This window comes from Achromobacter sp. HNDS-1, from assembly GCF_040084795.1.
In the GTDB taxonomy this organism is placed as follows: domain Bacteria; phylum Pseudomonadota; class Gammaproteobacteria; order Burkholderiales; family Burkholderiaceae_B; genus Achromobacter; species Achromobacter ruhlandii.
Genome location: NZ_CP157584.1, coordinates 3,510,320 through 3,525,152 on the forward strand (window position 1 = coordinate 3,510,320; position 14,833 = coordinate 3,525,152).

Genomic DNA, 14,833 nt, shown 5'->3' on the forward strand with positions numbered 1-14,833 from the left:
AAGGATGGAAACTCAGGAGCGGGATCTCAGGCGAGGCCTGTCGGCGCGGCACATCCGCTTCATGGCCCTGGGGTCGGCCATAGGCACCGGCCTGTTCTATGGCTCGGCCAAGGCCATTCAGGAGGCGGGACCGTCGGTGCTGCTGGCCTATCTGATCGCCGGCGCGGCGGTCTACATGGTGATGCGCGCGCTGGGCGAAATGGCGGTGCGCACGCCCGTGTCCGGCTCCTTCGGCCAGTACGCCACCAGCTATCTGGGACCGGTTGCCGGTTTCGTCACCGGCTGGACCTACACTTTCGAGATGATCATCGTCTGCCTGGCCGACATCACCGCGTTCGGGCTGTACATGGGCTTCTGGTTTCCCGACGTGCCGCAGTGGATCTGGGTGCTGTCCATCGTGTTCTTCATCGGCGGGCTCAACCTGTGCGCCGTGAAGGTGTTCGGCGAAATGGAGTTCTGGCTGTCGCTGGTCAAGGTCGCGGCGATCATCGCGATGATCGCCGGCGGCCTGGGCATCATGCTGTTCGGCATCGGCCTGGGCGCGGACAGCGCGGCCACCGGCGTGCACAACCTGTGGCAGCACGGCGGCTTCATGCCCAATGGCCTGGGCGGCCTGGTGGCATCGCTGGCGGTGGTGGTGTTCGCGTTCGGCGGCATCGAGATCATCGGTATCACCGCAGGCGAGGCCAGGGACCCGGCGCGCGTGATTCCGCGCGCCATCAACGCGGTGCCCTTGCGCATCCTGCTGTTCTACGTCCTGACGCTGCTGGTGCTGATGTCGATCTTTCCGTGGAACCAGATCGGCAGCCAGGGCAGTCCGTTCGTGCAGATCTTCGATAGCCTGGGCATCGGCTCGGCGGCCCACATCCTGAACCTGGTGGTGATTTCGGCGGCGGTGTCGGCGATCAACAGCGACATTTTCGGCGCGGGCCGCATGCTCTACGGCATGGCGCGGCAAGGCCAGGCGCCGCAGGGCTTTGCGCGCGTGTCGCGCGGCGGCGTGCCCTGGATGACGGTGGTGGTGATGACGCTGTCGCTGCTGATGGGCGTGCTGCTGAACTACCTGATTCCCAAGGACGTGTTCGTGCTGATCGCCTCGATTGCCACGTTCGCCACGGTTTGGGTATGGTTGATGATCCTGCTGTCGCAGGTGGCCATGCGCCGCGCCATGCGGCGCGAGGAAGTGGCGGCGTTGAAGTTCCCGGTGCCGTGGTGGCCGGTGGCGCCGATCGCGGCCATCGTGTTTATGCTGTTCGTGCTGGGCGTGCTGGGCTATTTCCCCAAGACGCAGGCCGCCCTGGTCGTGGGCGCGGTGTGGCTCGCGCTGCTGTGCGTGGCTTATCGCCTGTGGGTGTGGCCGAAGGGCCCCGGCGGCGGCATCGGCTTGCCGGCCGCCGAGGGCGCGGATTGAGCCGCCGGCATGGCGGAGGACAGGAGTCTTGCGATGAAACAGGTATGGCGCAATTGCCAGGCGGCGACGATGGCCGGCGGGCGGTATGCGGTGATCGAGCGGGCCGCGCTGGTGACGCGCGGCGAGCGTATCGAATGGATCGGCCCCGAACAGGCGCTGCCCGGTGGCATCGATGCGCCCGAGCATGACCTGGGCGGCGCCTGGGTGACGCCGGGGCTGATCGACTGCCATACCCATCTGGTGTTCGGCGGCAATCGCAGCCAGGAGTTCGAGCAGCGCCTGCAGGGGGTGGACTACGCGGCGATCGCGGCCCAGGGCGGCGGCATCGCCAGCACGGTGCGCGCCACCCGCGAGGCCACCGAGCAGGCGCTGTATGCCAGCGCCCGATTGCGCGCGCTGCACCTGCTGCGCGACGGTGTCACCACGCTGGAGATCAAGTCCGGCTATGGCCTGGACCTGCCCAACGAGCGCAAGATGCTGCGGGTGGCGCGCCAGCTGGGGCAGACGCTGCCGCTGACCGTGCGCGCCACTTGCCTGGCGGCGCACGCGCTGCCGCCGGAATTCGCCGGCCGCGCCGATGACTACATCGACGAGGTCGCGCGCCGCATGCTGCCGGTGCTGGCGGCCGAGGGTCTGGTGGATGCCGTGGACGCGTTCTGCGAGCACCTGGCGTTCTCGCCCGCGCAGGTGGAACGGGTGTTCCAGGCCGCGGCCCAGCTGGGCCTGCCGGTCAAGCTGCACGCCGAGCAGCTGTCGTCGCTGCACGGCGCCAGCCTGGCCGCGCGTCATGGCGCGCTGTCCGCCGATCACCTGGAATACCTGACCGAAGCGGATGTGCGCGCCATGGCCGCGGCCGGCACGGTGGCGGTGCTGCTGCCGGGCGCGTTCTATGCCCTGCGCGAAACGCAAGTGCCGCCCGTCGACCTGCTGCGCCGCCATGGGGTGCCCATCGCGATCTCCAGCGACCTGAATCCGGGCACGTCGCCGGCCCTGTCGCTGCGGTTGATGCTGAGCATGGCGTGCACGCTGTTCCGGCTCACGCCCGAGGAGGCGCTGGCCGGCGCCACCGTCCATGCGGCGCGCGCGCTCGGCCTGCAGGCCAGCCATGGCGTGCTGGCTGCCGGCATGGTCGCGGATTTCGTGGCGTGGGAGATCTCGCATCCGGCCGAGCTGGCGTACTGGATCGGCGGCGAGCTGCCCAAGCGGGTCATCCGCCATGGCCAGCAGGTCTGCGCGACCACGCTGGCCTGAAGCGGGCGCACGGCCGCGCCGGCGACGCCGGCACGGCCGCAACGGCGTTTCAGGCCGACAGCGCCAGCCGCTCGCGCACCGGCAGGGTCCGCTGTTCGTGGTCGAGCCCGCTGGCCGGCAGCCGGAAGATGCTGACCGAATGCTGCAGCCGCTGGGCCTGTGCTTCCAGCGACGCCGCGGCGGCGGCGGCCTGTTCGACCAGCGCCGCGTTCTGCTGCGTGACCTGGTCCATCTGCGTCACCGCGGTGTTGACCTGGTCGATGCCCGTGACCTGTTCGTGCGAGGCGGTGGCGATGTCTCCGACCAGCATGGTGAGGCGTTCGATGGCTGCCTGGATTTCCGCCATGGTGCGGCCGGCCGTCTCCACCTGCGCCGCGCCGGCCTGCACCGTCGCGCCCGAGGCGCCCAGCAGTTGCTTGATCTCCTTGGCGGCGCTGGCGCTGCGCTGCGCCAGCGAGCGCACTTCGCCCGCCACCACCGCGAAGCCCTTGCCTTGCTCACCGGCGCGCGCGGCTTCCACGGCGGCGTTCAGGGCCAGGATGTTGGTCTGGAAAGCGATGCCGTCGATCACGCCGACGATGTCCTCGATGCGCCCGGAGTCCTGTGCGATCTCGCGCATGGTGGCCACCGCGCTCTGCACCGCCGCGCCGCCGCGACGGGCGACGTCCGACGCTTCGGCGGCCATGGCATTGGCCTGGCGCGCGTTGTCGGCGTTGCTGGTGACGGTGGACAACAGTTGCTCCATGCTCGCCGCGGTTTCCTCGAGCGACGCGGCCTGCTGTTCGGTGCGGCTGGACAGGTCCTGGTTGCCGGCCGCGATTTCGCTGGAACCGGTGTTGATTTCGGCCACGCCGTCGCGCACCGCGTGCACGGTGCGCACCAGGCTGGACTGCATCTCCTGCAGATAGGGAATGAGCTGGCCGACGCAGTTGCCGCCGAAGGGGGCGATGGGCGCGGTCAGGTCGCCGCTGGCGATGTGCTGGAAGTGCCGCTTGATATCGTTGAGCGGCTGCCGCACGAAGCGCACCACGTAGCGGTCGCCCAGGAACAGCAGCAGCAGGGTGATCCCCAGCAGGATGCCGATGCCGAGGTAGGCGCGCTGGCGCGCGGCGACCGCGCTGATGATCAACGTGTCCTCGCGCTCGCGGGCATAGGCTTCATACTTTTCCATGCTCTCGCCAAAGGCCCGGCTGGCCGCAATGATCGGACCGGCGGCGTGGGCGCGCGCCTTTTCGATGTCATCCGCCGCAAGGAATTTGCGTTGCATGGCTATGCCTTCGACAAGGCTGTCGAATCCACGCTGCAGCGGCTCCAGGATGTCGGCGGGGGTGTCGTCACGCGCCGTTGCCAGGAATGCGGCCCGGTGCTTGCGCGCCAGGTCCAGTGCCGCGTCGATGCCGCGGTTTTCCTCGGCGGCGGGGCCGGGCAGGCCGTCGCGCGCGTATTCCAGCTGGCGGGATAGGCGCAGCCGCGCCCGCATGATCTGGTCGTTCACGCGGGAAAGTGATGAAACTTCGTTCAGGAGTTCATAGCTGTCGGCGAGCGCCTCGCCCGCGCCACGCAGCCCATTTACGCTGATGGCCGACTGGCCTGCCAGCAGGACGCTGATGATGAGCAGGGTGCTCAGGATCATGCGGCGGATGGTGATGTCTTTCAGGAACTGTGTCATACGCGTCGTTCTGGGGTGTAGGAGACTGCTACACCCCGGACAACGGCCCCGCCCGATCGATATTTAGCCGGTGTTGCACATCTTACGTATATGTCTGGCGGCCCATGATTTATAACGCCACAAAGCGCAATAAATGCCGAGAATTCAGCGGGCGGCGGGCAATTCGGCCGGCTCGACCGCGCCGAAGCGCAGCCGCGCGAAACTGGCCAGGCTGGCCAGCGCGGCGCACAGCCCGCCCAGCCACAGCGCCATCACGGCGCCGTGGCTGCTGGACACGTTGAAGCAGGCCGCCACCAGGGCCGCGCCGCTGGCCTGGCCCAGCAGCCGCACGGTGCCGATCATGCCGCTGGCGCCGCCCGCGCGCGAAGGCGGCGCCGAGGTCATGATGGCGCGCAGGTTGGGCGACTGGAAAAAGCCGAAGCCGGCGCCGCACAGCGCCATGCGCCACGAGATATCCCAGGCCGATGGCGCCGCCGGCAGCAGGGCCAGCGAGGCCATGCCCAGGGCCAGCAGCGCCAGCCCCACGCCGCCCAGCATGCCCGCCGGATAGTGGTCCGACAGGCGCCCGGCGATGGGCGCCATGAACGCCACCACCACCGGCCAGGGCGTGATGAGGAAACCGGTATGCACCTGGGTGTAGCCAAGCCCCGTCTGGAACAGGAACGGCAGCGACACGAATGCCAGCGCCTGCGCCGCGAAGGCGCAGACCGCGGTGGCGGCGGACAGGGCGAACAACGGGCGGCGCAGCAGGTCGACCGCCAGGATCGGCGCCGGGTGGCCGGCCTGGCGCCGCATCAGCAGCCACAGGCTGGCGGCCGCCAGGCCCCACTCCAGCGTGACGCGCTGCCACGGCGCGCTGTGCGCCAGTTCGTTCGAGCCCAGTACGAACAGCCCCAGTGTCAGCGCGCACAGCGCCGCCGCCAGGCCGTCGAAGCCGTGCGGCGCGCGCGTGGTCTGCGGCAGCCCGCGCAGGCCCAGCCCCACGGCCAGCAGGCCGATCGGCACGTTGATCAGGAACAGCCAGTGCCATGACCCCAGCAGCAGGATGGCGGATGCCGCGGTCGGCCCGGCGGCGAACGACAGGCCCACCACCATCGCGTTCAGGCCCATGCCGCGCCCCAGCACCGGCGCGGGATAGATGAAGCGCAGCAAGGCCGCGTTCACGCTCATGACGCCGGCCGCGCCCAGCCCCTGCAGGATGCGGGCCGCGACCAGCACCGGCAGCGACGGCGCCAGCCCACAGGCCAGCGAGGACAGCGTGAACACCACGATGCCGACCATGTAGACGCGGCGATGCCCGAGGATTTCGCCCAGCGCCGCGGCCGGCAGCAGGCCCGCGACCATCGCCAGCTGGTAGCCGCTGATGACCCAGATGGAGCCGGCGTCGCTGGCCCGCAGGTCGCGCGCGATGGTGGGCAGCGCGGTGTTGGCGATGGCGGTGTCCAGGCTGGCCATGCAGACGGCCAGCATCACGGCCAGCAACGCGCCCAGGCGTTCTGACGCAGGCAGGCCCTGGCCCGCGGGGTGGATGGTGTTGCGTGAGAAGGAGAACATGGGATGCCGCGGCAAGGCGCCGGGGCGCGGGAGGCCGCCGGCTGTGGGGGTGAGCGTTGATTCTAGTGCGACATGCCGATTCAACGCTTCGTCAGGCGCGGCCGTGCCGCCGGCGCGTGTCCGTGGCCGCGGCGCCTGATTATCAGATCGTCCGCGGATAATGCGACCGGGCGGTCACTTTCCCCTGCGGCGGGATAATCATCGAAGCATAATATCCTTGCCGGAAAGCTCTCGAGCATTTGAATATCTGTTACTAATTGAAATTCTCTAGTGTGCTGAATTACAACAAATTATCCAATCTCGCCTTAATCGTGTTTTCATAGGGAAAATTCAGTTTATTGCCCTTGTTTTTTAATCCGATTGGTGAGAAGTGGTAAGTGCCAGGGGGTTTGGTTTAAACAGATTGTGCCGCGCCGGTTTATTGGCCTTACCATGATTCTTCACGCAGGTCTGACAGTGCAGCAGTAATTCGTGGGAGTGATTCATGAAACGCTTGTCCTTGTGCGCGACGACTCTGACTTTGACACTGGCGCTGGCCGGGGCGTTGCCGGGGGCCGCGCAGGCCCAGACCACGGCCAACATGACCGTGACGCTGACCATTACCGCGAACTGCACCATCGGCGCGAATAATCTGAATTTTGGCAGTCATGGGGTGCTAAGCACGGCGCTGACCAACACCACCACGGTCAATGTCACCTGCACCAACACCACGCCGTATACCGTGGGCCTGAGCGCCGGCACCGGCACCGGCTCCACCTTCGCCACTCGCTATATGCAGGGCACCACCACGGGTAACACGACGTCCGTCGTGTCTTATCAGCTGTACCAGCCCGCGCCCAACCAGACCGTGGTCTGGGGCGACACGGGCACCGCGGATCGGGTCGGCGGCACCGGCAACGGTTCGGCGCAGGCGTTGACGGTGAATGGCACCGTGCCTGCGCAGACCACGCCCGCGCCGGATACCTATTCGTCCACCGTCACCGCCACGGTGTACTTCTAGTGGCCCGCGCGCTCCGCAGGCTGGCCGGCGCGATATTGACGGTGGCGATCAGCCTGGCGGCCCAGTCCGTCCAGGCCGCCACCCTGCAGATTTCCCCCGTGCTGGTGGACCTGGCGCCGCAACAGGGCGCCACCGGCATCCTGTTGCGCAACCCGGGCACGACGCCGATCTACGGCCAGGTGCGCGTCTATGCCTGGGATCAGGCGCAGGGCGACGATGTGCTGACGCCCACTCAGGAGATCCAGGCCAGTCCGCCGATCATCCAGGTGCCGCCCAATGGCGAACAGCTGGTGCGGCTGGTGCGGCTCGGCAAGGACCTGGCGCCGGTCGAGCAAAGCTACCGGCTGGTGATCGACGAGATTCCCGATCCCTCCACGCCGCTGGTCAATGGCGTGGTGCTGCGCATGCGCTATTCCGTGCCGGTGTTCGTGGCCGGCGCCACGCCGGAGCCCGCGCCGGCCTTGGCCTGGCACCTGTCGCGGCAGGGCAGGGAATGGGTCCTGCGGCTGGACAACAGCGGTACCCGCTATGCGCAGGTGGCGTCGCTGCAATTGCTGTCCGGCGCCGACGCGCCGCTGGCGAAAGTGGACGGCCTGCTGGGATACGCCCTGGCCCGCCGCGAGCGGCAGTGGCGCTTTCCCGCCAAACACGACGCGGCCGGCCAGATCAGGATCCGGGCCCTGGTGAACGGCAGCCCCGTCACCATCACGCCGCGAGTCGACTGACTGATTGCGTCCCGCGCCGCCTGCGCGCGCGGGGTAAGAGAAGGCAGCCCATGGCAGTACGCGCGATCCGTGCTTGCGGGCGCTGCGCCTGCCGCCTCGCGCTCACACTGTCCGGCGCGACGGCGGTGGCGGCGGATTTGCCCATCCAACTGGTGTCGTTCGGCAATATCGCCGAGCGCGATGTCTATTTGGAGGTGAGTATCAACGGCGTCAACACCACGCAACTGCTGCGCTTTCGCGACGCGCAGGGCCGGCTGTCCGCCAGTCCCGGCGCGCTGGGTTCGGTCGGCGTGGATGTAAGCAAGCTGGGCGCGCCGCGCGACAGCCAGGTCCCGCTCGATGACATCGCCGGCCTGCGCTATACCTACAACGCCGCCATGCAGACGGTGAACCTGGTGGTGCCGGACGCGCTGCGCCGGCCGTTCGAGGTGGACACCCGCGGCTTGCCGCGGACACCGCGCGCGACCTCGGGCCGCGGGCTGATCCTGAACTACGAGGCCTATGCGCAGACTGATGCCTACAGCAAGGTGTCGATGTACACGGAGCAGCGCTATTTCGATCCACATGGCACCTTGAACAACACCGGCACCGCCTACCTGGGGGGGCGCGCCGACCGCTACATCCGCTACGACACCTACTGGACCCATTCCGACCAGGACAGCCTGCGCACCCTGCGGATCGGCGACACCATCACCTCGTCGCTGAACTGGTCGCGCTCGGTGCGCGTGGCCGGCATCCAGTGGGGGCGCAACTTCGCGCTGCGCCCCGACCTGGTGACGTTTCCCGTGTCGTCGCTGAGCGCCTCTTCGGTGGTGCCCTCCTCCGTGTCGCTGTACGTCAACGGCGTGCAGCAGTATTCGGGCAACGTGCCGGCCGGCCCGTTCGTGGTCAACCAGATTCCGGGCATCACCGGCTCGGGCCAGGCCACGCTCGTCACGCGCGATGCGTTGGGACGCAGCGTCAGCACCTCGGTGCCGCTCTACATTGATACGCGCATGCTGGCGGCCGGCCTGTCCAGTTACTCCATCGAAGCGGGCGTGGCGCGGCGCCAGTTCAGCGTGCGCTCGTTCGACTACGACAAGCGCCCGGCCCTCACCGCGTCGGGGCGCTACGGCCTGGACGACGCGCTGACGCTGGAAGGGCATACGGAGATGAGCGCCGGCGTCTACAACGTCGGCGCCGGCGCGTTCGTCAGGCTGGGGCAGGCCGGCGTCATCAACGGCGCGCTGTCCGGCAGCGCTGGCCACGACAACGGCGGCCAGGTCAGCCTGGGCTACCAATACGTGGAGCCGGCCTTCAGCGTGGAATTGCAGACGGTGCGCGCCCTGGGGGACTACGGCGACCTGGGTTCGCGCGAGGATGTGCCAGTGCCGCGGCAGACCGACCGGGTCACCTTCTCGCTGCCGCTGACCCAGTCGCAGAGCGTCGCGCTGAGCTACATCGGCTTTCGCATGCCGCAGGTGCCGGCCGCCCGTATCGGGTCGGCCTCGTACACCGCCAACCTGCACAGCCGGGTGTCCATGAACGTCAGCGCGTACAACGATTTCGCGCAGGCCAATTCGCACGGTGTCTATCTGGGCTTTTCCATCCTGCTGGGCGACAACACCCAGGTGAATGCCTCGGTCGGCCGGCAGGGTGAGCAGGGCATCTACAGCGTCGGCGCGCAGCGCAATGTGGACTACGGCGGCGGCTGGGGCTGGGGCGTCGAGAACGGGCGCAGCGGCGCCATGCAGTACAACCAGGGCAAGGTGCAGTTCCTGGGCCGCTATGGCCAGCTGACCGCGCTCGGCCAGGACTACGGCGGACGCAGCCAGGCCGCGGTGCAGGCGGTCGGCGCGCTGGTGTTGATGGACGGCGCCTTGACGCCATCGCGCCGCATCAACGACGGCTTCGCGCTGGTCAGCACCGACGGCACGCCGGATGTGGCGGTGCTGCACGAGAACCGCAAGCTGGGCCGGACCAACAGCGCCGGCCATCTGTTGGTGCCGGACCTGAATTCCTACCAGGCCAACCGCCTGTCGATCGATCCGGACGAGCTGCCGGTGGACATGAAGCTGGAGACGACCAAGGCCGTGGTGGTGCCGCAGGCGGGTTCCGGCGTGCTGGTCAAGTTCGAACTGCAGCGCTATGCGGCGGCGTCGGTCATCCTGCACCTGCCGGACGGCGGCGTCCTGCCCGTGGGCGCGCGCGTGGCGCACGTCGAAAGCGGCAAGCAGTCGGTGGTGGGCTACGACGGCATCGCTTTCGTGGAGGATCTGCAGGCCGACAACCACCTGCGCGTCCAGGGCGGCGGGGTGTCGTGCGCGGTGGATTTCCCGTACCGGCACGACCCGGCGCGGCCGCTGCCCACGCTCGGGCCATTCATCTGCCAGCCGTTCAAGGAACCGGGCCAATGAAGTCGATTCTGTTGATCCTGTCGCTGCTGCTGGGCGCGGGCGCAGCCGCGGATGCCAGGGCCACCTCGTGTTCGCTGGGCGCCGCGACCACCGGCACGGTCAACTTCGGCGCCGTCAATCCGCTGCTCTCCGCCGATACCTTCGCCGACAGCAACAGCGTGGCGGTGACGTGCAATTTCACGGCGCTGGCGTTCGGCGCGCGGCTGTGCTTTTCGGCGGGCGTGGGCACCACCAGTCCCTCGACGGCCGCGCGCGCGCTGGGCGCGGGCAGCTATCGCATGAATTACAACCTGTACACCGACAGCGGCCATAGCCAGGTCTGGAGCAGCGCGACCACCTCCGCTCCGACCTCCGTCCTGCTGGCCGGTCCGGTATTGACGACCGGTCCGGCGTCGACCTCGTTCTCCTACTACGCGAAGCTGCCGGGCGGACAGACCACCGTTTCGACCATCGGCAATGCCAACACCCTGTACAGCGAGACCTACAGCAACACTGTCCGTGTCGACATCGCCTGGGGGTTGCTGTCGACCCTGCTGGTGAACTGCCCCATCGCGGCGCCCAGCCAGACCTTGTTCGTGCCGCTGACCGTGCAGGCCACGGTGCAGAAGAACTGCAGCGTCAATACCGCCAGCAATCTGACGTTTCCACCGCAGGGTCTGCTGAACCAGGCGGTGACCGGCAGCGGACAGATCACCGTGCGTTGCACCAACAACAATGCCTTCGCGGTGGCGATCAACGGCGGCACGGTGGCCAACAACGTGATGGCGCGCAAGATGAAGCACGCGACCGCCGCCGACACGGTCGGCTACCAGCTGTACCAGGATGCCAACTACGCGACCGTCTGGGGCGACGGGGTGACCGGCGGCACGACGTTCAATGGCACGGGCACTGGCGCCAACCAGGCGTTCACGGTCTATGGCCGGGTGCCCGCGCAGGCCACGCCTCGCCCCGGCAACTACAGCGACACCGTCCTGGTCACGATCACGTTTTGAGGTCCGCGCGCGGCTTGACCGGCCAGAACAGCGTGGCCGGCCGTTGCCAGATGCGGCGGCGCACGCCCAGCGCCAGCGCCTTGCGGTCGCCGCGGCGCAGATTGCGCGAACGCAGCGCCACGTTGAAGGCCAGCGCGAAGCTCACGCCCACGTTGAGGATGCCGGTCAGGGCGGTGCCCGCCACGGCCATCCAGAACGCGTGCGTATGCACCACCTCCCAGCCCAGCGCGCCGATGGCCGAGCCGATCTGGCCGGCGCTCAAGGTGACGTGGCGGACCTCGACGGGCGGGCCGAAGAAACTGACGATGGCCGGTCCCAGGCCCAGCATCAGGCCCAGCGAGACGTTGCCGGCGATGCCGGAGATATTGCGCTGCCAGAAGCCGGCCCAGCGCGCCGCGCTGCGCGCGCCCACCAGGTGGCGCAGGCGCCGGTCGTAGGCCATGACGTCGTGCACGCGGTGCAGCGCGAACCAGTTGTCGGCCCAGCCCGCGATCAGGCTCGACAGCCACAGCAGCACGCCGGTGGCGGCGGCGTAGATCGGCGTCGGCCCCCAGGCGGAAAACGAATCCAGCGTCGCCTGCGCCTTCTGCGCGTCGATCAGGGGCCGCTGCAGCCAGTGCTGCGCCACCCATTGCACCGCCCAGGCCAGGGGGAACACCACCGCCAGGTTGCCCAGGATGGCCGCCGCGTTCGAGCGGATCATGGACAGCGTGTCGTCCAGGAAGGCTTCGCGGCCCTCAGGGGTATTGGCCTCGTCCAGCCGGTGCGCCAGGGCCGGGCCGGTCATCGCCGGCTGCTTGGTGGCCAGGGTGAAGTGGGCGAAGTGGATCGCCAGGAAACCGCCGGCGTAGTTCAGCGAGGCCAGCAGCCCTTCGATGAACTTGTCCAGATGCAGCGAGACGATGAAGAATTTCAGGTAGACGGTCAGCACCATCACCAGTCCGCCGCCGGCCGAGGCCTTGAGCATCGAGAGATACTCGGCCGGATCGCGCGCGATGTAGTGTTCACCGGTCTCGGCGGTGCGTTCCATCACGCGCCGCGCCAGCTGCGCGAACGACGAAGCCGCCAGGTGACGGATGCTGCTGCGCGCCTGGGTCGAGCGGATCAGCTCGGCAATCAGGTGCACGTACTTGTGACGCTGGGTCGGGTCCACCCACACGCCCAGCAGCAGTTCGATGCGCGCCAGCCGCAGCTTCATGCGCTCGATCTGGAACACCACTTCGACCGACACGCCGTTCTGTTCCAGTTCGGCGTAGACGTGCTGCGAGGCGGCGCGGCAACTGTCGAGCAGCGCGCGGAACACGTTGAGGCGGCGCGCGAAGACCTCGCGCGGCGTGTCGGGCGGGCTGTCGCAGAGCTCGGCGGCGGCCGCCGCCAGCGCGAAGAACGGGCTTTCGCGCACCCGGCCCGGCAGGCGCGAGCGGATGTCCTGGCTCAGGCCGGTGGCGCGCACCTGGCTGGCCAACACCTGGATGCTGCTGGTGAGCGCCTCCACCAGATGCCGCGGCGGCGGTTCCGGGGCGTCCGGGTCGGCGCGCTCAATGCTGTCGCCGTGGCGCAGCAGGCGCCGCATGCGGGCGCGGGTGTCGTCGTCCAGGGCCTCGATCCAGCTGGCGTCGTGGTCGTTGCGGAAAATCAGCGAGAACAGCCCGAACATGTCGCTGCGGTTCGGCGGCGGCGGCAGCAGCCGCGCCTGGGCCCGCTCCCAGAACTCGCCCCAGAAGCCGGGGTGCGATGCCACGCCCGTATCGCATAGCAGCGACGTGGGATCGTTGTCGCGGACCAGCGAGCGCAGGGTGGCGGCCACCGGCGCCGCCAGCGCCGGATTGTTTTCCAGCACCTGCAGCACGTAGCGCAGCCGCGCATGTTGCGGATGGCGGCCGTCTTCGGCGGGGTCGCGCCCGGGGCGGTCGATCCAGCGGCACAGGTCGACCATCCACAGGTTGCGCTGCGCCAGCGGCGCCTGCGGATCGGCGCCGGCCAGGATCGTATCGAGCTGCGGCCCGCCATGCCGCGATGCGCGCCATTTACGCCAGAGGGAAGTCAGCATGATCGCACCTCGCGGGTCAGAGCGATTCGGGTTCGCGGCGCAGCGAGAAACCCTGCGCCTCGTTCATGGCCAGGTAGCTGACATTGCGCGACACCACCGGCGGCTTGTCGCCGTCATGCAGCGCCAGCAGCCCGTCCAGCACCATTTTGTCGGCCAGGGTCATGCGGTCGATCATGCGCAGGTACTGCATCCAGCTTTCCACCAGGAACACCTCGCGCCACACGCCCTCGCGTTCCAGGTCGCGGAACAGCTGCCATTGCTGCGCGCCATTGCGCAGCCGCAGCAGGCGCAGCGGCCGCGCCGCATCAATCAGGGCGGACAGCTTTTCCCTGGGGATCAGGTATTCCACCGCCACCAGCACCGCGCCGTGCTGGGTGTTGAAGCCGGCCGCCGACAACGCCGGTTCGGTGGTGTCGGCGCGCGCCAGCGACTGCGTGTTGACCTGTTCTGGCAGGCGCGAGCGGTACAGCAGCGCGACGGTGATGGCCAGCATCACGCCGGCGGCCGACAACGCCCCGGATACGCCCATGGTGCCCGCGAAGTGGCCCCACATGAACGAGCCGGCCGCCAGGCCGCCGAAGATCGCCGTCTGGTACAGCGCCAGCGAACGCGCCTTGACCCAGTCGGGTACCAGCATCTGCACCGTGGTGTTGTAGGTGGCCAGCACGCCGATCCAGCAGGCGCCGGACACAAGCAGGGCCGGAAACGCCAGCCACAGCGTGCTGGTCAGCCCCAGACCCAGCAGGCAGGCGGCCAGCAGCCCCGCCGCCACGCTCACCAGGCCGCTGGCGCCCCAGGCCGCCTGCAGCCGCCGCACCACCGCACTGCCCAGGATGGCGCCCACGCCCAGCGCGCCCAGCATGTAGCCATACAGCAGCGCGTCGCCCTGTTCATGGGCGTAGGCCAGCAGCGGCAGCAGCGCCCATAGCGCGCTGGCCGACAGGCCGAAGGCGAAGGCGCGCAGCATCACCACCCGCGTCACCGTGGAATGCTGGGTATAGCGCAGGGCCGCCACCACGCCTTCGAACAGCCGTTCCGGCGGCAGCCGCCGCGCCGGCACGTCGCGGCGCCAGCGCCAGATGGCCCAGATCAGGCTGCCGTAGCAGACGCAGTTCAGCAGGAACACGGTGGGCGCGCCGGCGGCGCCCAGCAGCAGGCCGCCGATGGCCGGTCCGACCGCGCGCGCCACGTTGTAGTTGACGCTGTTGAGCAGCACCGCGCTGCCGATATGCTCGCGCGGCACCTGTTCGCCCACCGCGGCCTGCCAGGCGGGCGTGACGATGGCGCTGCCGATGGCGATGCAGAACACCGAAATGATCAGCGTGATGGGATGCAGCAGGCCGATATAGGCCAGGATCGTGATGAAGATGCCGCCGGCCAGCTCCAGCAGCATGCCGACCAGCATGACCTTGCGGCGGTCGTAGTTGTCCGCCAGCACGCCGGTCAGGATCGACAGCGCCACCAGCGGAAAGGCCGCGGCCACCTGGATCATGGCGACCATCAGCGGGCTGCTCTGCTCGGTGGTGATGACCCAGGCCGCCGCCACCGACTGCGCCCAGGTGCCGAGATTGGCGAACAGGTTGGCGATCCAGATGATGCGGAACGCGGGGAAGGCGAAGGGCGATAGCGTGCTGACCCGCAGCACGGGCTGGGGCGGCGCGGCGGGGGTGCCCGGCGAGGTGGGGGGAAGATCGTTGTTGGCCGAGACGGGCTGGAGCATGGAGGCCTCTGTGATCACCCGGACAGGACGGGCGGGGGCCGTCCAATGGTACGCCTATTGCGCGG

10 protein-coding genes are annotated in these 14,833 nt (G+C 68.7%); 6 read left to right on the plus strand and 4 right to left on the minus strand.

Going from position 1 to position 14,833, the window contains the following annotated elements; all coding sequences use genetic code 11:
- Positions 1-4 precede the first annotated feature (4 nt).
- Together ABFG95_RS16280 and hutI are read left to right on the plus strand one after the other, a co-directional pair.
- Positions 5-1,411 (plus strand): amino acid permease, encoded by a 1,407-nt coding sequence (locus tag ABFG95_RS16280; protein ID WP_348994779.1) that lies wholly within the window; start codon positions 5-7, stop codon positions 1,409-1,411.
- Between the two features lie 33 nt (positions 1,412-1,444).
- Complete coding sequence (gene hutI, locus ABFG95_RS16285) at positions 1,445-2,662, plus strand: imidazolonepropionase (RefSeq protein ID WP_348994780.1); 1,218 nt, start codon at positions 1,445-1,447, stop codon at positions 2,660-2,662.
- A gap of 49 nt (positions 2,663-2,711) precedes the next feature.
- Here the strand turns inward: hutI and ABFG95_RS16290 are convergent, their stop codons facing one another.
- Positions 2,712-4,331 carry a methyl-accepting chemotaxis protein gene (locus ABFG95_RS16290; RefSeq protein WP_348994781.1) on the minus strand — a complete coding sequence of 540 codons (1,620 nt, stop codon included), beginning with the start codon at positions 4,329-4,331 and terminating at the stop codon, positions 2,712-2,714.
- A gap of 144 nt (positions 4,332-4,475) precedes the next feature.
- Entirely contained in the window at positions 4,476-5,885 is a 1,410-nt protein-coding gene (locus ABFG95_RS16295; RefSeq protein WP_049070737.1) for an MFS transporter, read from the minus strand.
- A 580-nt stretch (positions 5,886-6,465) separates the two neighbouring features.
- Here ABFG95_RS16295 and ABFG95_RS16300 point away from each other — a divergent pair.
- The 4 genes from ABFG95_RS16300 (at position 6,466) to ABFG95_RS16315 (ending at position 10,998) form a co-directional block, all read left to right on the plus strand.
- The gene (locus ABFG95_RS16300; RefSeq protein ID WP_348996051.1) at positions 6,466-6,885 is read left to right on the plus strand and encodes a spore coat protein U domain-containing protein; all 420 of its coding nucleotides are present in this window, start codon (positions 6,466-6,468) and stop codon (positions 6,883-6,885) included.
- Complete coding sequence (locus ABFG95_RS16305) at positions 6,885-7,610, plus strand: molecular chaperone (RefSeq protein WP_197487194.1); 726 nt, start codon at positions 6,885-6,887, stop codon at positions 7,608-7,610. The genes ABFG95_RS16300 and ABFG95_RS16305 overlap by 1 nt, the downstream gene beginning before the upstream one ends.
- Positions 7,611-7,747: 137 nt before the next feature.
- Positions 7,748-10,006, plus strand: a complete 2,259-nt coding sequence (locus ABFG95_RS16310; protein WP_348994782.1) for a fimbria/pilus outer membrane usher protein — start codon at positions 7,748-7,750, stop codon at positions 10,004-10,006.
- Positions 10,003-10,998 carry a spore coat U domain-containing protein gene (locus tag ABFG95_RS16315; protein WP_348994783.1) on the plus strand — a complete coding sequence of 332 codons (996 nt, stop codon included), beginning with the start codon at positions 10,003-10,005 and terminating at the stop codon, positions 10,996-10,998. Before ABFG95_RS16310 ends, ABFG95_RS16315 begins: the two co-directional genes overlap by 4 nt.
- Here ABFG95_RS16315 and ABFG95_RS16320 read toward each other — a convergent pair.
- Together ABFG95_RS16320 and ABFG95_RS16325 are read right to left on the minus strand one after the other, a co-directional pair.
- Positions 10,988-13,048 (minus strand): site-specific recombinase, encoded by a 2,061-nt coding sequence (locus ABFG95_RS16320; RefSeq protein ID WP_348994784.1) that lies wholly within the window; start codon positions 13,046-13,048, stop codon positions 10,988-10,990. The two genes, ABFG95_RS16315 and ABFG95_RS16320, sit on opposite strands and share 11 nt — an antisense overlap.
- 16 nt (positions 13,049-13,064) lie before the next feature.
- Positions 13,065-14,768 carry an MFS transporter gene (locus ABFG95_RS16325; protein ID WP_059272885.1) on the minus strand — a complete coding sequence of 568 codons (1,704 nt, stop codon included), beginning with the start codon at positions 14,766-14,768 and terminating at the stop codon, positions 13,065-13,067.
- Between the last annotated feature and the right edge of the window lie 65 nt (positions 14,769-14,833).